The 23,752-nt window shown below is 42.5% G+C and carries 26 protein-coding genes; 1 reads left to right on the forward strand and 25 read right to left on the reverse strand.

Annotation, left to right across the window (positions count from 1 at the left end; genetic code table 11):
- Positions 1–360: 360 nt before the first annotated feature.
- From spoIVA to AC0OMA_RS11535, 8 genes are all read right to left on the reverse strand, one after another.
- Positions 361–1,839 (reverse strand): stage IV sporulation protein A, encoded by a 1,479-nt coding sequence (spoIVA, locus tag AC0OMA_RS11500; RefSeq protein WP_014480131.1) that lies wholly within the window; start codon positions 1,837–1,839, stop codon positions 361–363.
- 180 nt (positions 1,840–2,019) lie between these two features.
- Positions 2,020–2,754 (reverse strand): hypothetical protein, encoded by a 735-nt coding sequence (locus AC0OMA_RS11505; RefSeq protein ID WP_474222125.1) that lies wholly within the window; start codon positions 2,752–2,754, stop codon positions 2,020–2,022.
- Positions 2,755–2,775: 21 nt separating this feature from the next.
- Positions 2,776–2,979, reverse strand: coding sequence for a DUF2768 domain-containing protein (locus AC0OMA_RS11510; RefSeq protein ID WP_004399143.1), 204 nt, complete (start codon positions 2,977–2,979; stop codon positions 2,776–2,778).
- A gap of 338 nt (positions 2,980–3,317) precedes the next feature.
- Positions 3,318–4,355 carry an NAD(P)H-dependent glycerol-3-phosphate dehydrogenase gene (locus tag AC0OMA_RS11515; RefSeq protein ID WP_047182812.1) on the reverse strand — a complete coding sequence of 346 codons (1,038 nt, stop codon included), beginning with the start codon at positions 4,353–4,355 and terminating at the stop codon, positions 3,318–3,320.
- Positions 4,356–4,372: 17 nt separating this feature from the next.
- Positions 4,373–5,683 carry a ribosome biogenesis GTPase Der gene (gene der / locus AC0OMA_RS11520; protein WP_015383980.1) on the reverse strand — a complete coding sequence of 437 codons (1,311 nt, stop codon included), beginning with the start codon at positions 5,681–5,683 and terminating at the stop codon, positions 4,373–4,375.
- Between the two features lie 153 nt (positions 5,684–5,836).
- Positions 5,837–6,031 (reverse strand): capping complex subunit for YIEGIA, encoded by a 195-nt coding sequence (locus AC0OMA_RS11525; RefSeq protein ID WP_003230563.1) that lies wholly within the window; start codon positions 6,029–6,031, stop codon positions 5,837–5,839.
- Positions 6,028–6,921 (reverse strand): YIEGIA family protein, encoded by an 894-nt coding sequence (locus tag AC0OMA_RS11530; RefSeq protein ID WP_003230562.1) that lies wholly within the window; start codon positions 6,919–6,921, stop codon positions 6,028–6,030. Before AC0OMA_RS11530 ends, AC0OMA_RS11525 begins: the two co-directional genes overlap by 4 nt.
- On the reverse strand, positions 6,918–7,517 hold the full coding sequence (locus AC0OMA_RS11535; RefSeq protein WP_015383981.1) for a YphA family membrane protein: 600 nt from the start codon (positions 7,515–7,517) through the stop codon (positions 6,918–6,920). The genes AC0OMA_RS11530 and AC0OMA_RS11535 overlap by 4 nt, the downstream gene beginning before the upstream one ends.
- A 77-nt stretch (positions 7,518–7,594) precedes the next feature.
- Here AC0OMA_RS11535 and AC0OMA_RS11540 point away from each other — a divergent pair, with 77 nt between their 5' ends.
- A complete protein-coding gene (locus AC0OMA_RS11540; protein WP_003225499.1) occupies positions 7,595–7,726 on the forward strand; it encodes a YpzI family protein in 132 nt (43 codons plus the stop codon).
- 42 nt (positions 7,727–7,768) lie between these two features.
- Here the strand turns inward: AC0OMA_RS11540 and fni are convergent, their stop codons facing one another.
- From fni to AC0OMA_RS11625, 17 genes are all read right to left on the reverse strand, one after another.
- Entirely contained in the window at positions 7,769–8,818 is a 1,050-nt protein-coding gene (gene fni / locus AC0OMA_RS11545; protein WP_015483385.1) for a type 2 isopentenyl-diphosphate Delta-isomerase, read from the reverse strand.
- A gap of 12 nt (positions 8,819–8,830) precedes the next feature.
- On the reverse strand, positions 8,831–9,979 hold the full coding sequence (rpsA, locus tag AC0OMA_RS11550) for a 30S ribosomal protein S1 (RefSeq protein WP_015383983.1): 1,149 nt from the start codon (positions 9,977–9,979) through the stop codon (positions 8,831–8,833).
- Between the two features lie 232 nt (positions 9,980–10,211).
- Positions 10,212–10,886: a (d)CMP kinase gene (gene cmk / locus AC0OMA_RS11555; protein ID WP_015383984.1), complete on the reverse strand. Its 675-nt coding sequence runs from the start codon at positions 10,884–10,886 to the stop codon at positions 10,212–10,214.
- Positions 10,887–10,964: 78 nt separating this feature from the next.
- The gene (locus AC0OMA_RS11560) at positions 10,965–11,141 is read right to left on the reverse strand and encodes a YpfB family protein (RefSeq protein ID WP_003230553.1); all 177 of its coding nucleotides are present in this window, start codon (positions 11,139–11,141) and stop codon (positions 10,965–10,967) included.
- A gap of 44 nt (positions 11,142–11,185) precedes the next feature.
- Positions 11,186–11,839 (reverse strand): cyclic di-GMP receptor DgrA, encoded by a 654-nt coding sequence (gene dgrA / locus AC0OMA_RS11565; RefSeq protein ID WP_047182813.1) that lies wholly within the window; start codon positions 11,837–11,839, stop codon positions 11,186–11,188.
- Between the two features lie 93 nt (positions 11,840–11,932).
- Positions 11,933–13,285: a germination protein YpeB gene (gene ypeB / locus AC0OMA_RS11570; protein WP_015383986.1), complete on the reverse strand. Its 1,353-nt coding sequence runs from the start codon at positions 13,283–13,285 to the stop codon at positions 11,933–11,935.
- A gap of 34 nt (positions 13,286–13,319) precedes the next feature.
- Complete coding sequence (sleB, locus tag AC0OMA_RS11575; RefSeq protein ID WP_015483386.1) at positions 13,320–14,237, reverse strand: spore cortex-lytic enzyme; 918 nt, start codon at positions 14,235–14,237, stop codon at positions 13,320–13,322.
- Positions 14,238–14,375: 138 nt separating this feature from the next.
- Complete coding sequence (gene prsW / locus AC0OMA_RS11580; protein ID WP_474222126.1) at positions 14,376–15,032, reverse strand: glutamic-type intramembrane protease PrsW; 657 nt, start codon at positions 15,030–15,032, stop codon at positions 14,376–14,378.
- A gap of 119 nt (positions 15,033–15,151) precedes the next feature.
- Complete coding sequence (locus tag AC0OMA_RS11585; RefSeq protein ID WP_015483387.1) at positions 15,152–16,126, reverse strand: YpdA family putative bacillithiol disulfide reductase; 975 nt, start codon at positions 16,124–16,126, stop codon at positions 15,152–15,154.
- Positions 16,127–16,234: 108 nt separating this feature from the next.
- Complete coding sequence (gene gudB / locus AC0OMA_RS11590; RefSeq protein ID WP_003230536.1) at positions 16,235–17,509, reverse strand: NAD-specific glutamate dehydrogenase; 1,275 nt, start codon at positions 17,507–17,509, stop codon at positions 16,235–16,237.
- Between the two features lie 155 nt (positions 17,510–17,664).
- Positions 17,665–18,249, reverse strand: a complete 585-nt coding sequence (locus AC0OMA_RS11595) for a genetic competence negative regulator (RefSeq protein WP_003230533.1) — start codon at positions 18,247–18,249, stop codon at positions 17,665–17,667.
- A gap of 158 nt (positions 18,250–18,407) precedes the next feature.
- Positions 18,408–19,187, reverse strand: coding sequence for a metallophosphoesterase (locus tag AC0OMA_RS11600; protein WP_015383990.1), 780 nt, complete (start codon positions 19,185–19,187; stop codon positions 18,408–18,410).
- 86 nt (positions 19,188–19,273) lie between these two features.
- Entirely contained in the window at positions 19,274–19,717 is a 444-nt protein-coding gene (locus tag AC0OMA_RS11605) for a YpbF family protein (protein WP_015383991.1), read from the reverse strand.
- 62 nt (positions 19,718–19,779) lie between these two features.
- Positions 19,780–20,517: a LysM peptidoglycan-binding domain-containing protein gene (locus AC0OMA_RS11610; RefSeq protein ID WP_100506337.1), complete on the reverse strand. Its 738-nt coding sequence runs from the start codon at positions 20,515–20,517 to the stop codon at positions 19,780–19,782.
- Positions 20,468–21,070: a CPBP family intramembrane glutamic endopeptidase gene (locus tag AC0OMA_RS11615; RefSeq protein ID WP_015483389.1), complete on the reverse strand. Its 603-nt coding sequence runs from the start codon at positions 21,068–21,070 to the stop codon at positions 20,468–20,470. Before AC0OMA_RS11615 ends, AC0OMA_RS11610 begins: the two co-directional genes overlap by 50 nt.
- 26 nt (positions 21,071–21,096) lie before the next feature.
- On the reverse strand, positions 21,097–22,587 hold the full coding sequence (locus tag AC0OMA_RS11620; RefSeq protein ID WP_309530256.1) for a RecQ family ATP-dependent DNA helicase: 1,491 nt from the start codon (positions 22,585–22,587) through the stop codon (positions 21,097–21,099).
- Complete coding sequence (locus tag AC0OMA_RS11625; RefSeq protein ID WP_474222433.1) at positions 22,580–23,638, reverse strand: YpbB family protein; 1,059 nt, start codon at positions 23,636–23,638, stop codon at positions 22,580–22,582. The genes AC0OMA_RS11620 and AC0OMA_RS11625 overlap by 8 nt, the downstream gene beginning before the upstream one ends.
- Positions 23,639–23,752 lie beyond the last annotated feature (114 nt).

Below are 23,752 nucleotides of genomic sequence, written 5' to 3' on the forward strand. Positions count from 1 at the left end.
TCCCAAAAGGATACATTCAGTTCGTTTATTATCATTTCTTCACAGTTCAGTCTGATTCTAAACCTGTCTCAGAAAAAAATGAGAGCAAGTAAGAGAAAGACAATTAAACGGCTTTTTAAGAAAAACTGCACTCTGAGGAATGTTTGTCCAACAAAGTGAAGAATTTCTGTATGTAGAGTAACACATATAAAAAGCCATATCAAGCATTTTAAAGCGTCAATCCCTTGCTCGTCAAGGATTTAAGGTGATTTACCGAACAAATATTCCTTTTTTTCCTTTTTTCATCCTATTCCTTGATCCTTTTCCATTATTAAGAGCAAAGAAAAAAGACCTCCTATTCTATAAAGAGGTCTACCGGTATTACAGGATGATGGCGATTAAGCCGCCAGAGCCTTCGTTTATGATTCTTTCTAATGTTTCTTTTAATTTATACCGTGCGTTTTCAGGCATTAATGACAGCTTTGCCTGAATCCCTTCTCTCACAATTGAGCTCAACGACCTTCCGAAAATATCGGAATTCCAGATGGAGAGCGGATCATCCTCAAAGTCCTGCATTAAATAGCGTACAAGCTCTTCACTTTGTTTTTCCGTTCCGATAATCGGGGCGAATTCGCTTTCGACATCGACTTTGATCATATGGATCGACGGAGCGACAGCTTTCAGCCTTACACCGAATCGCGAGCCCTGCCTTATAATTTCCGGCTCATCGAGACTCATATCAGCTAAAGCAGGAGCTGCAATGCCGTATCCCGTCTGTTTGACCATTTTTAAGGCATCAGACACTTGATCATATTCTGTTTTCGCATGGGCAAAGTCTTGCATGAGCTCAAGCAGATGGTCTCTTCCTCTGATTTCGACGCCCACAACTTCTTTTAGGATTTGATCATATAGATGATCCGGCGCGTACAAATCAATTTCTGCCACCCCTTGGCCCAGCTCAATTCCGGCTAATCCGGCACTTTCAATGAATTCAAACTCGCTGAATTGGCCGACAACCCTGTCTACGTCCCGGAGCCGTTTAATATCCTTAACCGTTTCCTTCACGGACTCCTGATAGCTTTCACGCAGCCAATGGTTTTCTTTCAGCACCATTACCCAGCTTGGGAGATTGACATTCACTTCTAGCACCGGAAACTCGTAGAGGGCCTCTCTGAGCACATTCAGCACATCTGATTCACGCATACTCTCTACACTCATTGCCAATACCGGGATATCATATTTTTCGCTTAAATCCTGGCGCATGGCTTCCGTTTCCGGGTGATACGGCCTGACTGAGTTGATGACCATAATAAAAGGTTTGCCAACCTCTTTCAGCTCTTCAATGACTCTTTCTTCAGCCTCTATATAGTCACTTCTGGCGATATCTCCAATGGTGCCGTCTGTCGTAATGACAACTCCGATGGTCGAGTGTTCTTGAATGACTTTTCGAGTGCCAATTTCAGCAGCCTCATGAAATGGGATCGGTTCTTCGTACCAAGGCGTATTGATCATCCGCGGCCCGTTTTCATCTTCATATCCTTTAGCGCCGGGCACTGTGTAACCTACACAATCTACTAATCTTATATTCACATCGAGTCCGTCTGACACATGAACAGACATCGCCTGATTCGGAACAAATTTAGGCTCTGTAGTCATAATGGTTTTGCCGGCTGCGCTCTGCGGCAGTTCATCCTGCGCTCGGGCCCGGTCTGCTTCGTTACTGATATTCGGGAGCACCACAAGCTCCATAAATTTTTTAATGAACGTGGATTTTCCTGTACGGACAGCACCTACGACTCCTAAGTATATATCGCCTCCTGTTCGTTCAGCGATATCCTTGAAAATATCGACCTTTTCCAAGTGATCCCCTCCCGGACTTCCTATCCTTTTCAATTTTATTAAGCTCTTTCAATCAAACACAGGACACTATATGTGTATGACGTTGTCCTATTTGAATATGACATCTTTAGAAAATTTCTCATCCTCAATCTATTAATATAAAAAAACCTTTCTCCCTATTTGTATGCAAGGGAGAAAGGTTCATTCCTTTTTCATATCATTTTCTAAAAAAACAGGTTCCTGTTTGTCATTTACCGTATATGTTACAGAAAACGCGGGGACAAAGGGGGTTTCCTGCCAAATCATATCCTGGATTTCAGTCCCGGGTTTAAACGTTTTCTTGCTTTTTTTGAGGCAAGAAGCCAGCTCAGTCCGGTAATCAGCATATATTTCTCCGTCTCCGTCAATCATAAGCGGCAAGGAATTCCCTGAGATTGGGCTTGTCACTGCAAGAGAGCTTCCATCCCCAAGCTTCTTCTCATCGAGTGTAAATAAATCACGAGATAGCACATCCTTGTAAGGCGGATATTGATGCTCCTGACGATACATTTGGATGCGCAATTTCACATCGCGAATTTTTTCTGCCATCTTTAGATCAATTAATTTAACAGTCGGATCGTTCTCTACGTCAACAAGCACGTATTGATAGTCTCCCCCGCTTTCAAATGCCGTACTTGGAGGTTCAGCTATGTATCTTGGCGCTAACCGGTTAAAGTCTATCGGATATTTTTGATATAGCGGTGTCGACATATCTTTGGTTTGAATGGGAAGCAGCCCTCCATTTGCCTTTTGAAATTCATCAACAGCAGATTGAACCTGCTTTAGCTGGTCTTGATAAGGAATGGCATGCACACTGCTTTTCCGTTCATTTGGATATAAACATCCGGATAAAAACACGACTGCCGCAAAAATGATTGCGCACTTCAGTTTACCCATACAGCACTTCCTTTTACAGCTTTATTCATTGACAGGGCCGCTAAAAACCACGACAAACACAATAATTCCAGATATGAGCATACACATGTATGCGAATGATGAAATCGCAATCTTCAAAAAACGGTTTTGGCACTTAAAGCGGCTTAAATAGATGGAAGCTACAGCCAGAAACATCAGACCCATGGACCCTAGAGCAAACCACATTTTCATCAATGCCAGATTCAATGACGTGCGCCTCCCCGATATGTATGATGTAAGCGTTATATTATATTTTAATATACAGCGCCGGAAAAGATCAACCAGATTTTCCATCCTTTGATAGAACAAAAAAAACTGAAGCAAAGAGGGGGACCTTCGCTTCAGTCAAATTGACTATATTCACCTGCACGTTTAAGAAACACTCTCTTGGACTTCGATGCTATAGTATGCGACATGGCATACAGATGCATCCTCTATTGCCTAAATCGGCAAAATGTTTCAGGAGATCCCAAGACTTGGGTGTTCTTCTGTTTTTCGGGCTTTCGTTCAATTAAGATATGCGTTTCACCATACGATTGACACTTTTACTTCACTTGATTTTCAAACGTATTTACCAAATCCTCCATCTCGTGGGTTTTCCCTCTCGCCATTAAAGATTCAACAGCGGTTTCCACTTTTTGTCCGTTGAATAGGACCTGATGGAGAGCTTCTGTAATCGGCATTTTAACATCATATTTCTTCGAAAGCTGGTAAGCCGCTTTCGTCGTGCGGACGCCTTCAACTACCATTCCCATCTCTTCAAGAACATCTTCAAGCTTGTACCCTTTTCCGAGCAAATTGCCCGCACGCCAGTTTCTGGAATGAACACTTGTGCACGTCACAATCAGATCGCCTACTCCTGTCAATCCAGAGAACGTCAAGGGATTTCCGCCCATTTTCGTTCCGAGTCTCGCGATTTCGGCAAGTCCGCGTGTAATCAAAGCAGCTTTGGCATTGTCGCCGTACCCTAAACCATCTGTAATTCCTGCAGCAAGGGCAATAATATTCTTTAAAGCCCCTCCGATTTCAACTCCGATAATGTCAGGATTTGTGTACACCCGAAAATTGTGATTAATAAATAGATCCTGCACCTCTTCTGCTGCCCTCATGCTCTTTGAAGATGCAGTAACAGTTGTGGGGTGCCGCAGCCCTACTTCTTCCGCATGACTCGGACCGGAAAGGACAACGATATCTTTTCTGACATCACTCGGGAGCTCAATTTCCATAATTTCAGAAATGCGCAGAAGTGAATCCGGCTCGATACCCTTGCTGACATGAACAAAGACTGTTTTTTTCGTTATAAAAGGGACAGCCTGTCTCAGCACTTCCCGAATTGCTTTTGTTGGAACAGCAACGATAATGAAATCCGCGTCTGAAACAGCTGTCTTCATATCCGTTGTTGCCTCAATAGATTCTGGAAGCTTGACGTTCGGCAAATAATCTTTATTTTCATGCTGATCATTGATTTGATGGATCAGATCTGCACGGTGCCCCCACATGGTTACATCGTGATGATTATCAGCTAACACTAAAGCCAGTGCTGTTCCCCAGCTCCCTGCTCCGAGCATTGTGACTTTTTTCATATTTGCTTCACACCTTTTTATTTTCTAGCTCTTGCAAATATTTTGATTGGTGTCCCCTCAAAACCGAACGCGTCTCTGATTCGGTTTTCTAAAAACCGTTCGTATGAAAAATGCATCAATTCCGGATCGTTTACAAACACAACGAAGCTTGGCGGCTTTACCGACACTTGAGTCGCATAGTAAATCTTCAAACGAGAACCGTTATGAGTCGGTGTCGGGTTCATTGCCACAGCATCCATGATGACATCATTTAAGATGTTCGTTTGAACTCGAAGTGAATGATTTTCACTTGCTTTGATAATCGCAGGCATCAGCGTATGGATCCGTTTTTTCGTTAAGGCAGACATAAATAGGATTGGTGCATAATCCAGAAATTGAAAATGATCGCGAATATTTTCTTCAAATTCTTTCATCGTGCTCTCATCTTTGTCAACAGCATCCCATTTGTTTACGACGATGACGACGGCCTTGCCCGCTTCGTGTGCATAACCGGCGATACGCTTGTCCTGTTCAATAATGCCTTCTTCGCCATCCAGCACAACCGCCACGACTTCTGAGCGGTCAATCGCTTTCAGCGCCCGCAGTACACTATACTTCTCAGTCGTTTCATAGACTTTCCCTTTTTTTCGCATACCTGCAGTATCGACAATGACAAACTCCTGCTGGTTGTAAGTAAATGACGTATCAACAGCATCTCTTGTGGTTCCAGCCACGTTGCTGACAATAACGCGTTCTTCGCCGAGCATCGCATTCACAAGTGAGGACTTTCCGACATTCGGACGTCCGATCAGACAGAATTGAACAACTTCCTCATTGTATTTCGTTTCTGGAATGTTTTTAAAATGCTCTGCAACGGCATCCAGTAAATCACCCAGTCCGAGTCCGTGTGTTCCCGAAATTGGATACGGCTCGCCAAAGCCTAGCGAATAAAAATCATAAATATTCGCTCTCATTTCTGTGTTATCCAGTTTATTAACCGCTAAAACAACAGGCTTTTTTGTGCGGTATAAAATTTTCGCCACTTCTTCATCAGCAGCTGTCACGCCTTCACGGCCGTTCACCATAAAAATAATCACGTCCGCTTCATCCATGGCGATTTCAGCCTGCTGGCGAATCTGCGCTAAGAACGGCTCATCACCGATATCAATACCGCCCGTATCAATCAAATTAAAATCATAATTCAGCCATTCAGCCGAGCTGTATATCCGATCCCTTGTCACGCCAGGGGTATCTTCTACTATTGAAATTCTTTCTCCCGCAATCCGGTTAAAGATTGTGGATTTTCCTACATTTGGTCTCCCGACAATGGCTACGACAGGTTTACCCATAGTACCCTTCCTTTCAATCCAGCCGCTTTCATTTTTACATAAATTTTCAACCGGTTATTAAAATCATTTCATTCACTTTTATGAAAAGAAACCCTTCAGAGGAAGGGCTTAACTCATTTATTATATCAGTTTTTACTGGGATCACAACTATTCTTAAAAATGTTTCACGATCAAATACACGTCATCTCCGATTCTGTGAGCTATTCCATCAAGGATCGCCTCAAGATTTTTAGCGAAAAGCTCCATCTCCTTTTGGTCATTGCAAAAAAAGACAGGTGCTCCCCCTGCAACCCGGTTTCGATTTGTCGTGATTACAGACAAAATCACTTTCGTAAGAGATTCACTCATCCTATCACCTTATCCTGATTTTTGATAAATTCAGTCGGCATTCTAATCGCATTTTCCAGGGTTGGAACATTGCTAATAATTTGAACAGCCGTTTCGGGATGGTGAATTTGCGGGAGAACAAATACTGCCACTCTTCCATCATTTAAATCCCGTTTTGCAATTGGTGTCAAAGATGGCTCTCCTGAATCCCGATAAACCCCGAGCACATTGGAAACATCAAATAAAATGGCCTGACGCTGCCCTAAATTTGCTATCGTCGCTGCTGAATTAAAGTTTTTTGGCGTTAAAATAAAGCCCATGCCATGCTTTAAAATCAGTTCCTGTTTCTCTGGAAGCCCGATATTCATCATATAAATATTATCAACAAACAGTCCCGGACCGTCAAAGCGCGGCTTTATGTACTCGATGTCTACAATATCCTTCAACACACTGCCCGACATAAATTTCATGGCCAGTAAAAAACAAACGACAGCCGCTATGACAGCAGCCCAGATGGATAAAAACACATACGCAGAGGTTGTCAAAAGCGCTGTAAAGATCACAATATAATTTCTGCTTTCAAACGCAATGGCAATCCCCTCAATATATGTGCTTCCTCTTGAGACAAGCTCATACGAATCCATTTGCGTCAATGTGTTCCGCTCCATGTTTCGGACATCTCTAAATTGCGTCGCTGCCAATGTTAAAAATGTGATGGCCGTAAATTCCTCCTGCAAAAGCGCCGGCATAATAATTGCACCTAAACCAGCCGCTATCAACCCCAGTGCGATGTGAATCACTTTCCCATGAACATAGGTCGGATACTGGCGGTAATCCGTTTTCAGCATATAAAGCCTTGTCGCAATTCCGGCAATGACCCCAGCAATAATCGGATAGATGTAATCACTCATGACATTTTGGTAGCTCCTTTGTTTGATCTTTTGCTTTTCTGACCAATCTGGCTTGCGAGGTGTTCGTATTTAGATATGCCAAACAGCAATATCATCCCCGCAGAACACGCATTCAGCCATTGAAAGCCGCCGACAGCCATAGCCCCGGCCAACTTCTGGATCACAAATGAATACACCAGTTCGCCTTGGCACATCCCTAGGACAAATAAGACAAGCTGCTTCTCAAAATTCCTTTCAACAGAAGCTGTTAAAAGCACTATTAATATAACAGCAGCCCACTCAGGTTTTATGATGAACCAAACAGGGTCATATAATGCAAAAAGATAAACAAACGCATACGCGGCAACAAGCGTCAGATAGACCATGATGTAACGAAAACGATACATTCCCAAATACGCGGCATAGACACATCCGCAAACGAAAAACATCATATATGCAGCATTCAGGGAAAAATATAAAACGATGTCATGTATGCTTAGAATAATATTAGTTAAAATAAAGACAGAGACGGCAATTCGTCTTTTCGTCTTTTCAAAAATAAATGTTGTCAAAACCCAAAGAAACCACATTGACCAATAGTAATAAAATTGTTCCATTTTACTTCCTCCATATTCCCAGTATGGAGTTCAAGCACATTTTTTAAACAATCGATCTCACATTAAGGAGTATGATCATGGGAAAAGACAGGCAAGAGAAAAAACTCAAAGCTTCAGGCAGAGTCGAATCAGACCGCGACCAGTCCATTCACTATGACGGAGCGACAAGCCTTGAACAAAACGGAAGATTCAAAAAGCGAAAATCATAATACAAAAAGCCCAAACCACATATGGTTTTGGGCTTTTATCATTTATCGCACACTATAGCTTGATGTATTGACCCCTCTCTCTGTGAGCCAATGATGGGTTTCACCTTTGATCACAAGGGGCGCCTTTTGTAAATCGGCAATCGTTCTGGCACCCAGCACGGTCATAATCATCTTTAATTCCTCAAGGATCAGCTGAATCTCCTCAAGCAGTCCTTCCTCACCGCTGTCAGTCAGCGCTTTTAAAAAATGCCCTGCCATTCCGGTGCAAGAGGCCCCAAGCGCAATTGCCTTTGCCACGTCAAGTGCATCTTGCAGACCGCCAGAGGCGATCATGGTGCTTGCAGGAAACTCAGAGCGGATTTCCGCCAAACTTGCAGCTGTCGAAATGCCCCACGAGTTAAAAAAGGAGATTTGCCGCTGTCTTCGGAGATTTTCGATTTTCGAGAAATTTGTTCCCCCGTAACCGCCAATGTCAACAGCTGCAGCACCAGCTTCATACAGCTTTCCTGCTGATTCTTTGCTCATACCGAATCCGACTTCTTTCACAATGACTGGTACACTGACCCGGCTGCAAATTTGTTCAATACGTTCCAGTGCGCCGCTAAAGCTTCTGTCTCCTTCAGGCATCACAATTTCCTGAATCACATTGAGGTGGATCTGCAGTGCGTTTGCTCCAATCATCTCAACGGCTTCCTTTGCCTGAGCAGCCGTTGCCTCGCTTCCCAGGTTGGCAAAAATCAGCCCGTTTGGGTTTTCCTTTCGAACAATTTCATAGGAAAGACGCTCTGATGGATCTTTTAATGCTGACATTTGCGATCCCACAGCAAGGGGAATTCCAGCCTGAGAAGCCGCTCGCGCAAGCGATTTATTAATCTCATATGTAAGTTTTCCGCCGCCGCCAGTCATTGCATTGATAAAAATCGGCGAACTGCTTGAAAGTTCGCCGATTTTTGTGGAAATATCTACTTGTTCTAATGCAAGATCGGGCAGACTGACGTGAACAAACGTAATATCATCAAGACCTGTTTCCCGCTTCTGGCCGGTGGACAAGGCATGATTGATGTGTTGTCTTTTTCGTTCTGCTCGAGTCACGTTTATCACCAATTATTTTAGTTTATTCAGCTTATCTCCGATCAGATCTCCAAGCTGGAAGCCAGTGCTTGTTTCTTCCTTCGCTTGATATTGACGGTAATCTTCCTGATCAGCTTTAGGCGTTTCTTCAAGTTCACGCATGCTTAATGAAATGCGCTCCTCATTTTCATTCACATCAAGAACCTTCACTTTTACAGTCTGTCCTTCTTCAAGGACTTCATGCGGCGTGCCGATGTGTTTATTGGAAATTTGAGAAATATGAACGAGACCTTCAACACCTGGAAGGATTTCAACAAAGGCACCGAAGCTTACAAGACGCTGTACAGTTCCTTCAAGCACATCGCCAGGCTTCACTTTTTCGCCGATTTGGCTCCAAGGTCCAGGCAGTGTATCTTTGATTGATAAAGAAATACGTTCATTGTCACGGTCAACCGATAACACTTTCACTTTTACTTCTTGTCCCTCTTCAACAACGTCAGACGGCTTCTCTACATGAGAGTGGGAAAGCTGTGAAATGTGTACAAGTCCGTCGATGCCGCCGATATCAACAAACGCGCCAAAGTCAGTCAGGCGCTGTACTTTGCCATCAAGTACACTTCCAACTTCAAGAGACTGAAGAAATTCTTGTTTTTTATTCGCTTGTTCACTTTCAACAACAGCACGGTGTGAAAGGATCACGCGGTTTTTATCACGGTCAAGCTCTACAACGAGCAGTGACAGTGTTTTTCCTTTATAGTCAGTGAAGTCTTCAACGAAATGTGCTTCAACAAGTGATGCCGGAATAAAACCGCGAACGCCGATATCAACGACAAGGCCGCCTTTCACGACATCTTTCACTTCAGCTTCAAACACTTCTTTTGTTTCAAATTTTTTCTCAAGGTCTTCCCAAGCGCGGTCTGCATCAACAGCACGTTTAGATAAAATCAAAGCATCGTCTTCCACTTTTGTTACTTTCAGGTCAAGCTCGTCGTCTACTTTAACAACATCCGATGCTTTCTCTACATGAAGACTTGATAATTCACTGATTGGAATAATACCGGATTGTTTGACATTGATAATTTCTACATCTACATGTTTGTCTTCTACCTTTGTCACAATCCCTTTAACTACATCTCCAACCTCTGGCACTTGAACATCAATTTGATTCATTTCCTCTGTCATTTGAATAACCTCCTTGGTCCAAACCTACACAGCTTAATTAAAACGGTTTGAAAGCTGAACATATAACATGCCCGCTTTTAGCCGAATATGTATTAAAGAATCATCCAAAAAAGTTTTTTGAATGATCAATAAAAAGTTTTATTAGTATTAACTTCTAATAAAAGGACAGGTTTGTCAAGCAATAACATTCTATCTTCGTTGAAAAATTCAAAAAAAGTGGCATTTGACATCCTCAGCGGGACTTTTGCTCCACAGCCTCGAGGATTTTATCAGCTACCTCTTGAATGGAAAGCGATGTCGTGTCGATTTCAAGAGCATCTTCTGCTTTACGCAGCGGAGATACTTCACGCTCTGAATCAAGCTTGTCTCTTCTTGCAATTTCCTCAATTAATGTTTCGTAGTTGACATCAAAGCCTTTTTTCACATTTTCTTCATAACGGCGTTTCGCTCTCTCTTCAACAGATGCCAAAAGAAAGATCTTTACTTCTGCATTTGGCAGCACATGCGTCCCGATGTCACGACCATCCATGACGACGCCGCCTTTTTCCCCAAGCTGCTGCTGGCGTTTCACCATTTCTTCTCTGACACTTCTATGCTTGGCCGCAATTGAAACTTGGTTGCTGACTTCATCTGTTCTGATCGCCTCAGTTACATCGGTGCCGTTTACAAGCACTTTTTGTCCATCTTTTGTTGTAATCAGCTCAATGTCTGTCCGCTTTAGCAGCTCAGCCAGTTTTTCTTCATTTGTAAGCTCAACGTTTTCCTGTAAAGCCGCGTATGTTATCGCCCGATACATTGCTCCTGTATCAATATATATGTACGATTTTTTCTCAGCCACAATTTTGGCAACGGTGCTTTTCCCCGCAGCTGCCGGGCCGTCAATTGCAATCGATAATTTCTTTTCCATAATTCCTCTCCTTGCTCTTTTCTCCTCTATGGATTGTATCACGAACTTTATGAAAAAGGGTGAAAAATTGATGAATAATTAATGTTTGAAGGTTTCAATCCTATTGTTTTCCTCCATTTTATCCACCCCTTCATATTGAATCACTTTTGATACGTATGGTTCAATATGCTGATAGTGAAAGAGAAATTGGACACCAAGTAAAATGATGGCCTGAATGAACAATAATTTGATCAGCAGCCGTTCAAATGTTTTCATTGGAGCACCTCCATTACAAATAGTATGGAAGTGTTTGCCGATGTTTATTCCATTCGGGCCTTTCTTCTCTTATTTAACTGGCGCCGGATGCAGTATTGAAGCAAAGCCTGCTGGTCACCTGCTGCAATTTCTGAATACTCTAAAGTCATTTTGCGTTTTCCTGACTTGGGGTCATCAAAGATTCGTCTGACAACTGCTTCTGTTTCTATTTGACGTGTGTGCTCCTCTTCAGGAAGACGGATGATCAGGCGCAATGATTCCCCCGATTGAAAAGAAAGGCCATGAGCTAAAACCACGGCGATGCCGCCTGCACTGATGTTATAGGATAGTGTGCGGAACTCTTCTTCATTTCCCGGCTGAATTTGCACATCTAATACCGCATCAGTTCTTACATATTGGCGGCGCTGGATTCTTTTCATTTTTTCACGGGGAGGCACTTCAAGACAGATCATTTGAAGTTTGTCCTTCACTTTACCTTTTATACGGCTTGTAAAGCGATAAGGAACTTCGTCTTTTCCCACAAACTCTACCGTTACTTCCATATCGTTATGTAAAATCACAGTTCGCCCTGTAACTACATCAACAGGATACGCGATCAAAAGTTCATTGTTTTCGATGCTGACCGCCTTGCTTTTTGCCTTTTTCAATTCATTTTCTTCTATATATTCTAAAAGTACATTTTCTCCAATCTCTATCATTGACTTCACTCTTTCGCATTCAATATACTCACGTTTTTATTAAAGCACGTAATGAAAAAAAGGAAAAGACATTTAGTCCTTTCCTCCTGTTTTTTATAGGTCTTTATATATAGGTTCTGCATTTTTTAGTTTTTCAACCTTTTCTTCCGATCCGTCTTTGGCATTGATATACATTCTGAATGTGTCATTTTCAATTGTTCCAAGCATTTCGTAGCATAACACTTCTTGACCTAGTTCATTTGTAATCAAAGCGAGCCTTGTTTCTCTCACTTGTACATTTTTATTTAATTTAGACTTTGCCTCTGCTTCAGTAATTGCAGGCTTAGGTATGGTTCTTTTTCTGTGAGATGTGAGGAAGTCTCTTGCTGAAAAGCCGACAACCTCACCGTCATCCAAGGCCACTTTTATACGAATTGCCTCCGGGTACATCCGGACTTTATTTTCAACAGGAACATATGAAAATACACCGATTTTATCATATTGGGCGCTTTCATCAATTTCCAAATCATCTGTTTCAAATCCGTTTTTCTTCAAAAATGCAAGCGCTCGGTTCGATCCGTCATTTAAACTGATTTTCTGATCTTTCACTTCTCTGTTTTGGATCAAATATACCGGATGCCCGCCCTTCTTCGTAATATCCATATAAATCACTGCTTTATGGTCTGGATCTTTCATGCTGATGCTATATACATCGCGATTTGTTTTTTTTCCGCTCTTTACCACTTTAATTGAATAATTGTCATCTGGGGCAAAGCGCTCAGCAATTTGTTTTGCTTCCTGTTCGGAAATTTGTTTTCCCTTCAGATGGCTGAAGCCTTTCTCTTCTTTTTTCGTGCTGGTGAAACTCGGGCCAAGATCAGTGCCAGTGGAGAATGCACCAACATTTTTTTCGACTGTTTTAAAGCTGTTGATAATCGTATTATCACTTTGTTTTTCGTCAGAAGCCAGGGCCATTTCTACGTCCATCCAACGAAGGTTTTTGCTCATGACAAGGTGCTGAACATGACGCAATTCATTTTGTATATCTTCGGACTGCTGATATAGCTTATTTAGTGATGTATACTCGTTTTTATCAAGCGGCTTTTGGTCCAAATCTCTGACTGACGTTTTATAGCTGAAATCGCCGATCTTTGATAATAGCTCTTCAGTTTTATTAAACGGCATTAATGTAAGCGGCAGCTGACTGACGCTGTTATGAGCTTCTGATGTAATCCTCCACACATCGATCAATGCAGGCGACAGTGATTTTTGGCTGTTCATGGCAAGTGTTGTTCCGATTTTATCATGAAGCTGATCCACCTGATAGGTAAGCTCATGAAACGCCCGCTGATAGTTATTTTCAGCATGAAGAAGAACTGCGTCTTTTTCCTGGTGTTCTTTGTATCCCCAGTAGCCTGTACCGACTATTGCAATACCAAGCACGGCGATTAAAATTCCTCTGATCATTTATCACACCTCTTTTTATGCTTTCTCATATCTGCTACTCACAGAAAATGTGTTTACCGATTCTTTTAATCTGCGGACGCCCCCAAATCCACGGACTTGTAGCCGTATCCGGATTAAAGTAGTAAAGTGCTTCCTCTGATGGGTCCCAGCCATTGATGGCATCCAGCACTGCTTCTCGTGCCGTTTCATTCGGCTGCATGTAAATTTGTCCGTCGGCTACTGCTGTGAAGGCAAGCGGCTCAAAAATAACCCCCGCTACTGAATTTGGAAATAACGGGCTGTTCAAACGGTTTAAAATGACTGCTGCAATAGCAACCTGCCCCTCGTACGGCTCGCCCCGGGCTTCGCCATAAACCGCTTGAGCAAGCAGCCTGATATCGTTGTTGGAAAATCCACCAGGCATGTTCGCTGCTACCGCATCCTGTTTTCTTGCTTTTGCTGGTGTATTGTTTTGCTGTTTATTCGCATTCGCTTTAGGCTGCTGCGTTGTTTTTTCAGCAGGCTGTTTCTGCCGTGCTTCTGCTTGTTGTCTTGCCTTTTGTGTTGCTGCTTTTGACGGTTTCGTCTGATACTTCAGCGGAATTTTTCCGTAATGCGTGAATGTATTCCCTTTATTGAGCTGTTCCATGACATATTCACGATAGTATTTTGATTTACATATTAAGGTTTGCTTTGTTTTAGCTCCTACAAGGCCGTCAACCTCTTTTAACCCGAATTGATCCTGAAAATTTCGAACTGCCCAGTACGTCCCCCATCCATAAACCCCGTCAATTTTTCCGTTATAATATCCGTTGTATTGAAGACGCGCCTGAAGTTCGACCACATCATCCCCTGTTGCCCCTCTTTGAATGACCTGATTCGAAAAGGCAGAGATCGTTTCAGTATTAATAAACGTCGTTATTGTAAAGGAAAAAAGGATGATACATGCCATAATCGATCCTTTGGACTTCATCTTTTCAAGCCTCCTACTGCAAATTTTTAAGTGTAATCGTATTTTCTGTAACGAGGTTATTTTTATACACTCTTTCCTTGTTATCCCTCAGAACATAAAAACTGCACACAAAAAAGCCGCACGGTTGCTGTGCGGCTTCTATACTTGCAACATATTAACGGAACGGGCTTTTTTCGCTTTACGCAAACCAAACCACCATAAAAATACCATAAATGGAAGCATATAATAAATCCAATTGCTAAGCGCTGTTAGGATAAAATCATATGATCCATGCAAAAGGGATGGGACAACTAAAGAAAGAGTAAGCCACTTTACACGCGCCTTATCAGCGGAAAAACGGGCTTTTCCAAGGTAAAATCCCATTATAACGCCAATCAAGGCATGGCATGAAACAGGCAGCAGCGCCCTGACAAACGCATGCTCCACGCCGTGGCCAATTAAGTAAAGAATATTTTCGAGGGTTGCAAAACCGAGTGATACACTTGTACCGTACACAATCCCGTCATAATGCTCATCAAAGTGGGCGTGCGGGTAAACACTGATCATCAGTATAAACCATTTTAATGATTCCTCCAAAAACCCCGAAGATAAAAAAGAAACGAAAAAACTTCCGCCTCCTACATTCTCTTTTTCAAGTACATACTGGATAAACATTATGGGAAATACAAGAACAACCCCGAGAAAAAACGACCGAAGCACCATATGTACAGGTTCATTATCATACTGATCTTTTAAATAAAAATAACTTAATAACGCGATGCCGGGGGCAATTCCTGCAGAGATGATTGCAAACATCAGGCAACCTCTTTCCTTTATATTCCTACGTCTATCCTACCATGTTGTTTAAAATTTTACATCTGTCTGCACTTAAAAAAACAAAAAGAGCATACGAATGCATCATATGCTCCTTATCTTTAATGGTTTTCTCTTTTGGCGATTTCCGCTGCGATATGCCCCCCGTGAAACCTGCCGTTTTCAATAAATATTTCATTTGCATTGTTTCCCGCAGCAATAACACCGGCAATAAAGACTCCTTCAACGTTCGTTTCCATCGTTTCTTCGTTGAAATATGGACGCCCTGTTTCTTTATCAATTTCAACACCAATTTTTTCAAGAAATTGATGATCGGGATGATAGCCTGTCATGGCAAATACAAAATCATTTTTAATGGTAATGAGTTCTTTCTCTCCGGAGCGAAACACAACTTCATCCTCGGTAATTTTTTCGACACAAGCGCCAAATTCCATACGGATTGTACCGTTTCTGACGAGGGCTTCAAATTCCGGCAGAATCCACGGCTTAATGCTTGGAGAATACTCATTGCCCCTATATAAAACTGTGACACGCGCCCCAGATTTCACGAGTTCAAGGGCAGCATCCACGCTTGAATTTTTCCCGCCGATGACAACAACATCTTTATCAAAATACGGGTGGCCTTCTTTAAAATAATGAAATACTTTCGGCAAATTCTCACCGGGTACATTCATATAGTTTGGATGATCATAATAGCCTGTAGCGATGATACAATATGGCGTCTTGTAGGTCTCTTTTGACGTCTCAATAACGAATGTATCATTTTCCGTTTTCGTCACTTTATGCACCATTTCAAATGCGTTAACACGTATGTTTTTCCGTTTGACGACTTCCCGGTAATACGATAAAGCCTGAATTCTGACAGGCTTCCTGTTTTCCGTAATAAATGCCACATCTCCGATTTCGAGCTTTTCACTAGAGCTGAAAAAGGTTTGATGCGTCGGATAATTGTAAATACTGTTAACGACATTGCCTTTTTCGATGACGAGGGCATCAATGCCAATTTGTTTTAGGTGAATGGCAGCAGATAGTCCGCAAGGCCCTCCGCCTATAATAATTGCTTTTTCTTGAATCATTTCTGTCAACTCCTGCGATTGGCATTTCACTTTATATTTTCTATTTCCGAATAAAAAAATCTCCTATTTTATCATAGGAGATTTTTTATTTTTATGCAAATCATCAACTTATATCCAGCCTCTAAAACGCGAAGCTTCAGCCATTTTGCGAACGCCGACCATATATGCAGCGAGCCTCATGTCAATTCTTCGGTTGTTAGCCATTTCATAAATATTGTTAAATGATTTGACCATCATTTTTTCTAATTTTTCTTCTACCTCTTCTTCACTCCAGTAGAAGCCTTGGTTATTCTGAACCCATTCAAAATAAGAAACTGTTACGCCACCGGCACTTGCCAGCACGTCTGGTACAAGCAGAATGTCCCGGTCTGAAAGAATTTTTGTTCCTTCAAGCGTTGTTGGTCCGTTCGCTGCTTCAACGACAATTTTAGCCCGGATATTATGGGCATTTTCTTCTGTAATTTGATTTTCAATAGCAGCAGGAACGAGAATATCACAATCCAGCTCCAGCAGCTCTTGGTTGGTAATGGTATCGTTGAAAAGCTTTGTTACAGTACCGAAGCTGTCGCGTCGGTCGAGTAAATAATCGATATCAAGGCCTTCCGGATCATAAAGTCCGCCATACGCATCTGAGATGCCGACAACTTTTGCCCCCGCATCATGCATAAATTTTGCCAAATAGCTTCCCGCGTTTCCGAAGCCTTGGACAACGACACGCGCACCTTTAATATCGATGCCTCTCTTCTTAGCCGCTTCTTTAATACAGATGGTAACACCTTTTGCTGTCGCAGATTCTCTCCCGTGAGATCCGCCAAGCACAAGCGGTTTGCCTGTAATAAATCCAGGCGAATTAAATTCATCAATTCTTGAATACTCATCCATCATCCAAGCCATGATTTGTGAGTTTGTAAATACATCCGGTGCCGGCACGTCTTTTGTCGGGCCGACAATTTGGCTGATCGCTCTGACATACCCTCTGCTCAGACGCTCCAGCTCTCTAAACGACATATCCCTTGGATCACAAACAATTCCGCCTTTACCACCGCCATATGGAAGATCAATTATGCCGCATTTTAAACTCATCCAAATTGAAAGCGCCTTCACCTCTTTTTCTGTTACGTTCGGGTGAAAACGTATCCCGCCTTTCGTTGGACCGACAGAGTCATTGTGCTGCGCACGATATCCTGTGAAAATCTTTACTGAACCGTCGTCCATACGAACAGGTATTTTTACCGTTAATAATCTCATCGGCTCTTTTAACAATTCGTATACCTCTTCGGGATATCCCAATTTTTCCAGAGCCTTATGTATTACGGTTTGGGTTGATTTTAATACATCAAGTTTGTCCTCTTCTGTATGACCGGTGTTTCGATCGGCTGCCATTTGAGTTAACCTCCTAGAATCTTCTGTTTCTCACATGCTCCCTTTCAGAGAATAGTATACACCTTCATATGATCTGTGCATAGAATAAACGTTATGTTTTTCCATGTTTTTTAACGAAAAAAAACTGCTGAAATCAGCAGTTTTCCGTTGCATTCTTATGAAAAATGAGTTTGTATCGTCTCTACGGCATTACCGTCCATAATGAGCTTACCATACTCTTGCAGGCGATAAATCGTTAAAGTTGTCGGATTGCCGTATTCAGCCAGAACCGCCACAACCCCTTCAGCCGTATGTGACCCTAGATCTTCAAGGCTTAAAAAGTACTGCCCGTCATAGTGGTAGACAGTTCCCCCTGTGATACCGATTCGCTGTAAGCTTTCTGAAAGCTGAATGATATCTTCAAAGGAATGGAATTGATATATGATGTCCGCGCTTTCATCAAGCTTGACTTGCATTTCGATGTAATCATCATCATACTCATCGTCTTCTGAATCGGCGTCTTGGTTCTTTGTTACAATCACGACCATCCCTTGTGCTTGGAGAGAATACACTTCCACTGCAATCGGTCCATTCGCTTCAAAGCCGAGCTCTGTATTTGCTTCATTCATCATATCTTTAAATAACTGGTGGACTTTAAATGAGTCCTTCCAGAGGTCTTCTTTTGTCAATCCCCGGTCTGTCAAATCATCGAGGGTTAAAAAGATTTTGATCTTATTATAATTCAGACGCTCAAGCCGCATAACGTTCCCTCCTGCCTCTACTTGCACACAAATCATATAACACATTATATGAGATGATGAGTCATAGGTTCTTAATTGTTATCAGTTTACACTGAGTTCACTAGTAAGACAAGCACAATGCAGTTTTTATTGCCATATGGATTTTTGCTTTTTAGAAGTTATTCTGGCGCGCAAAGAGTCACAATGTGTGTTTCAGGCTCAGCACCTAAACGAAGAGGCACTTTTGTCGTGCCGTAGCCGTTGCTGATCAGATATGCCGCATTTTTAACAATACCTGTTTTCCCCAGTTCATAAGGGCCGAATTTTCCAAACCTAATCTGGCCTCCATGGGTATGTCCGCTGAATATCACATCAATACCGTCATCTTCATTGATTTGTTCATGAATCTCCGGATTATGGCAAACCAGAATATTCAGCTGGTTTTCATCAAGTTCTTTGATGGCTTCCTCATAATGATCCATCTCCATCCTGATATCATCCACCCCCGCAATCGCAATCGTATGTCCATTGTATGAAAACGGGACTGACTCATTTCTCAGAGTGATGACGCCGTGCGCTTTAAATATGGAATACAGCTTATGCTGCCTGACTTCATAATCATTATTCCCCCACACAAACACGATAGGGACCCCGAAATGTACGAGCCTTTTGATGTTTTCCTCGATTCTCGCACTGGGCACCCCGCCCTCAGCTAAATCACCGCCGATTATAACCAAGTGGGGGGCATGGCTTCGCGCTTTTTCTAAAAGGTCTTGATCGATGAGACGTTTGTGAATGTCTGAAATAAAAAAGATTGTCAGAGGCGGCTTGCCCTTCATCTTTGATAAAGGAAACGTATGTGTCTTCAAATGATTGCCTTTTGCTGTTGCATACATTTTTGCCGTCATTGCCGCTGCCGCAACAGTTAGAACACCGGCAATTTTCACTGATAGCTTCATAAAAACTCTCCATTCTTTTTAGAACTTATCAATAAGACGGACAATAAAAAAAAAGACGTTTCTATCGTTTGAGAAAACGCCCCATTTTATTTACTTTCAAAATATAGATTAATGTCATATTTGTGCTTCATCATGTGAAAAACAGACTCTCTCGCCTTCCATTTATCAGGCTGCGGCCAGAGATCAGTGCTTTTCTGAATAATTTCACATCTCAGTTTATGGAAATCAATCTCGGATTTTTCTTCCTTTTTCTTGAAATAATATGAAGTGCAGTAGGCAAAAGCGGTTGCCAGCATCCAAAATAAATAAAAGGTATGGCTAAGTATTTCTTGAAGTATAAGCTGAGGCTCCGGGCTTTTGATCATGATCATAACACATAATAAGCCTAGGCAGATAAGTGAAGCCCATCGCCATCTGCGGCATTGTGCTGCATAATTTTCGAATTTTTGTTTTCGTTTTACCAGCGCTTGGAGCATCTGTTTGGTCGGCGCGTCTGTAAACTGATCCAGCTGATTCCATAAGGATTCCATACGCTTCACACCTTGTCCATTTTCATTGCTACAATATATGAACGTAAAATAAAAATAATACCCTATTCATCCATTAAGGGGATGTCCAAAACTTGTCCGGTGTAAACATCATTTCCATTCAGATGATTATACGCTCGAATTTTTTCTTCTCCTGTCCGGCTTTTATAATACTTCATGGAAATGCGGTATAGCGTTTCTTTCTTTTGGACGGTGTGCTTGACAACGCGATTCGGCACATTTTGAACTGGCTCAGCCGGCTGCTGTTGCTGTTCTTGCTGTTGTACTGTTGATTGGGAAGAGGAAGCAGCCGCGGCGGTTGCTTCCTCCTTATTTGCCGAGTCTTCTTTTTTCGCTACAGCAGTCTGTTTCTTATCAGCAGCTGTTTTTGCCGGCTCTTTTGGCTTGGAATCTTCTGGCTCTTTTTTTGACTCCTTCTGCAGTGCGGTTTCTTTAGTGTCTGCGGTATCGTTTTTATCCTCTGATTTCGGGACAACCTCATATTTGCTTTGGCTGCTGTCAATAAAGACATCTTCATAATCGTCATGATTATCCGGGTGGCTCTTTAGATAAAATAAGGTGACTAAAACGATAACCGGCACAAATACAAATATTACTGCGAGCACTGTGAATAATGGCGTTTTTGTTTTGCCTTGCTTTTTTTTCTGTTCTCTTTGATTTTTTACAGATTGTCTTGTCGGAAGGCTTTCTCCATCATCGACATAATCGTCCGCCAATGCGGCGTTTTGATCTTCATAAAGATTCTGGGCCTTTCTTCTCTCTACTCTCGACATGTTCGTCATGTTTATCCCTCCTCACATGTTCAAAACGAATCTGACAGGCAAACACGGCATCAATGATAAAATGCGCCGTCATCGGAACAAATAAGTTGCCGGTCCATTCATACATCAGACCGAGCAAAAAGCTGATTGCTGTCACCATAATAAATAACAGCCATTTTGACAAATACCGAAAGTGCAGAGCGGCAAATATAAGGCTGGCCGCCCATAAACCGATATGAGTCTGCAGCACTCCTCTGAATAACATTTCTTCCGCGAAAGCAATCAGAAGCGTTAAAAATATAATATGAGGGATTGACCTCTTACTGAATATTTTTTTATTGATTCCGCCGTCATCATATAAATGAGACGGAAACCATTTCATTACTGCCATATCGGCTAAAATAACAATAACAGCTATAGAAACACCATACCAGATGATTCGCATATCGCGAATGTCCCAGAGCTTTAATACGTCCCGTACATCCTCAAAAAAGAACAGTCCTGCTGCAGCAGCGGCAAAGATGATGAGTAGCTGCGTCAAATATAACTGCTTCAGCATATCACGGTCAGACATATGCTGAATATAATCTTTTTGCTGTTTCAGTTCAGCTCACCTACAGTCTGCAAGCTGAATATCCGGTGCAATTCCGAACTCCAGCTGTCTAATGGCGCCATTTTACTCCGTTCCCCTTTTTGTTCATACAAGGATAAATCAAAACCGCAATGTGAACAGCACGGGTGGTTTCCGTCATCAGGCTCGTATGATTCATCAAAGTAGGTTAACAGTGCCTGCCTTAAACAGCCGTCACGCTGAAGCAAAAATGATACACGGTGCATTTTTTCCAGCTTCAGCTCCATGCGATATGAAATTTCTTTCTTCATCAGTTCAACTGATGTTTTTCCCTGCATAAAGAGATGAATCATCATACGGGCCTGTGTCTCTCCGACGCCATACTGAAGTAATACGTCACGCAGCCTTCTCTCATCCCGCTCCTCCGTCTTCTCTAGCACACGGATCACGTCGGCGATTTCTTCAGCTGTGACACTCTCCATCTGGATAATCTGTTCCTGCAATTCAAAATCCCCTGGCGCCCGCAGCAAAATGCTGACACTCGGCTTTCCATCGCGGCCCGCTCTACCGATTTCCTGCATAAAAGCTTCTGCCGTCTGCGGGAGGTGAAAATGAATCACATATCTGATATCGGGTTTATCGACACCCATTCCAAACGCATTCGTACAACATATCACATCAAGCTGGTTATGAATAAACTGCTGCTGAATTAAAATCCTGTCCCCTGACTCCAAACCGCCATGGTAAAAGTCGGCTCTGCTGCTCGTTTTGCTTTTAATTTCACCCGCTAATTCCTCAGCCCATTTCCGTGTCGGACAATAAACAATTCCCGGGCCTTGCAGGTTTTCAACCAGCTGAATGACCCTATCTATTTTTTCGGCAGTGTCCGCCGCATTTTCAACCCTCAGTGCGATGTTTGGGCGGTTGACTGAGTTGAGATGGCGTACAGCATGCTGCAGATCCAGCAGGTTCATGACATCTTGCAGCGTTTCCTTTGTAGCCGTGGCGGTCAATGCCAGAACGGGCGGGTGTCCAAGTTTTTTTCTCAGCTGTCCGAGCTTTGAATAATCAGGCCTGAAGTCGTGTCCCCATTCAGAAATACAATGCGCTTCGTCAATAACAAATAGGCTGATCGGGACGCTTTTCAATTTTTCCAATACATATGGAGACTGTAAAGCTTCAGGAGACAAGTACAAAAATTTATATCGATGAATATGTTCTAAAACAAATTGTCTTTCCTGCCTGTTAAGCATGCTGTTCAAAGCTGCAGCACGCTTTTCCCCCCGGGCTTTGAGCTGCTGCACCTGATCCTCCATTAAAGAAAGCAGTGGAGAAACGATTAATACCATGCCGTCAAGCATATAACCAGGCAGCTGGTAGCAAAGCGATTTCCCTCCCCCAGTCGGGAGCATTGCAATGGTATCCTTCCCGCTGAGTATGCTTTCAATAATGTCCTGCTGCCCTTTTTTAAAGGAAGTAAAACCAAAAAACTGATATAACGTTTGCTGTAATTTAGTCATATTGCTGCACCTGCTTTGTCAATGCCAGTCTGATTTGAAAGTAGCTGAACCGCTGTTCCAGCCCGTCGCGAATTTGTTTGATTTTATTCGTCCGCATCCGTTTGGCAAACTCTGCGATTCGGAGCTGGTCTTCTGCTGATACATAATCATTAATCATAAACGTAGGCTCATGGAGAGAAATCTCGACAATGTGGTCTTCAATCGTCGCTGTTTTCAGCTTTCTGATTTCAGCAATTCGCTGTATCGGAAACCCTTGTTTGACCATCTGCCATGTTTTCCTCGTCGACTCTGTCAGGGCATTATCTAAATGCACATCAGAAAGGAGATCCTTTAACAAAGCATCTTCACACTCCGGAAGAGAATGAATAAAATAATGTACCGAAGCCCAAAACATGATATAGACATACCATTCATCTTCTTTCAGCGTATCAGCAAGCTGCCTGCTCGTATAACCGATCCGATGGTGCGAGGTTAAGGAGTAGACAAAAATTTGCGCTGCTTTGTTTTCAATCTTTTTTAAATGCGCCTCAAGCATGGCAAAAAGGCTTTTTGCCATCTCTATATGATCCGTATGCCGGGACAGGTATTTCTTTACCCAGTGAAGTGTCTTATGATCCTTAGTGACAGGGATATACTGCCTGCTCCCTTGCTGTTTATGGGATAGGACCTGCACAAGCAGCGAAAGCCTTTTCCAAAGCACACCGGCAGCCTGCTGATAATGAACGCCGTGACAATGAACGGGCCAAGGCCGCTCGCTAAGGGCATGCCTTAAAACTGCTGCGCCGCTGGCTGTCACTTTGTATGTATCAGTTTCAGACATTGGCGAGAGATATGAATGCTTTTCAAGCTTGTCAAGCGACTCAGAAACATCGCTTCTCGAACATTGCGCCGCCATTCCAAAGTATTTTGCAGTCTGAAATAAGCCGGCATCTTGAATGGTTTGTGACGATCTCTTGCCTTTGAATAGGTGAAAAACAGCGCTTCCCGACCGTTCCCCGTTTATTTTGCAAAGGCAATCGAGAACCATAATATCGAAGTAATTTAATGACAACCTATCCACCTACATTCTTCCTGACAAAAATCGTTGATTTGCTCCTTTTATTTTAACAGATTTCAAACAGAAATCGACGTTTAAAGTCATCATTAAGGGGGATGTTATGTAGAT

Source organism: Bacillus sp. AMCV2 (genome assembly GCF_056033925.1).

Excerpts from the sequence above, each read along its gene's own strand:
- AC0OMA_RS11560 (WP_003230553.1), bottom strand. The coding sequence starts at position 11,141 with ATGAAAACATTTGAACGGCTGCTGATCAAATTATTGTTCATTCAGGCC.
- prsW (WP_474222126.1), bottom strand. The coding sequence starts at position 15,032 with ATGTTTGCAATCATCTCTGCAGGAATTGCCCCCGGCATCGCGTTATTA.
- ypeB (WP_015383986.1), bottom strand. The coding sequence starts at position 13,285 with ATGATCAGAGGAATTTTAATCGCCGTGCTTGGTATTGCAATAGTCGGT.
- der (WP_015383980.1), bottom strand. The coding sequence starts at position 5,683 with ATGGGTAAACCTGTCGTAGCCATTGTCGGGAGACCAAATGTAGGAAAA.
- AC0OMA_RS11515 (WP_047182812.1), bottom strand. The coding sequence starts at position 4,355 with ATGAAAAAAGTCACAATGCTCGGAGCAGGGAGCTGGGGAACAGCACTG.
- cmk (WP_015383984.1), bottom strand. The coding sequence starts at position 10,886 with ATGGAAAAGAAATTATCGATTGCAATTGACGGCCCGGCAGCTGCGGGG.
- AC0OMA_RS11615 (WP_015483389.1), bottom strand. The coding sequence starts at position 21,070 with ATGTCTGACCGTGATATGCTGAAGCAGTTATATTTGACGCAGCTACTC.
- sleB (WP_015483386.1), bottom strand. The coding sequence starts at position 14,237 with ATGAAGTCCAAAGGATCGATTATGGCATGTATCATCCTTTTTTCCTTT.
- AC0OMA_RS11600 (WP_015383990.1), bottom strand. The coding sequence starts at position 19,187 with ATGAAGCTATCAGTGAAAATTGCCGGTGTTCTAACTGTTGCGGCAGCG.
- AC0OMA_RS11620 (WP_309530256.1), bottom strand. The coding sequence starts at position 22,587 with ATGACTAAATTACAGCAAACGTTATATCAGTTTTTTGGTTTTACTTCC.
- AC0OMA_RS11595 (WP_003230533.1), bottom strand. The coding sequence starts at position 18,249 with ATGCGGCTTGAGCGTCTGAATTATAATAAGATCAAAATCTTTTTAACC.
- gudB (WP_003230536.1), bottom strand. The coding sequence starts at position 17,509 with ATGGCAGCCGATCGAAACACCGGTCATACAGAAGAGGACAAACTTGAT.
- AC0OMA_RS11535 (WP_015383981.1), bottom strand. The coding sequence starts at position 7,517 with ATGGAACAATTTTATTACTATTGGTCAATGTGGTTTCTTTGGGTTTTG.
- rpsA (WP_015383983.1), bottom strand. The coding sequence starts at position 9,979 with ATGACAGAGGAAATGAATCAAATTGATGTTCAAGTGCCAGAGGTTGGA.
- AC0OMA_RS11585 (WP_015483387.1), bottom strand. The coding sequence starts at position 16,126 with ATGATTCAAGAAAAAGCAATTATTATAGGCGGAGGGCCTTGCGGACTA.
- AC0OMA_RS11525 (WP_003230563.1), bottom strand. The coding sequence starts at position 6,031 with ATGAGTGAATCTCTTACGAAAGTGATTTTGTCTGTAATCACGACAAAT.
- dgrA (WP_047182813.1), bottom strand. The coding sequence starts at position 11,839 with ATGATAGAGATTGGAGAAAATGTACTTTTAGAATATATAGAAGAAAAT.
- AC0OMA_RS11605 (WP_015383991.1), bottom strand. The coding sequence starts at position 19,717 with ATGGAATCCTTATGGAATCAGCTGGATCAGTTTACAGACGCGCCGACC.
- AC0OMA_RS11505 (WP_474222125.1), bottom strand. The coding sequence starts at position 2,754 with ATGGGTAAACTGAAGTGCGCAATCATTTTTGCGGCAGTCGTGTTTTTA.
- AC0OMA_RS11540 (WP_003225499.1), top strand. The coding sequence starts at position 7,595 with ATGGGAAAAGACAGGCAAGAGAAAAAACTCAAAGCTTCAGGCAGAGTC.
- AC0OMA_RS11530 (WP_003230562.1), bottom strand. The coding sequence starts at position 6,921 with ATGAGTGATTACATCTATCCGATTATTGCTGGGGTCATTGCCGGAATT.
- AC0OMA_RS11610 (WP_100506337.1), bottom strand. The coding sequence starts at position 20,517 with ATGACGAACATGTCGAGAGTAGAGAGAAGAAAGGCCCAGAATCTTTAT.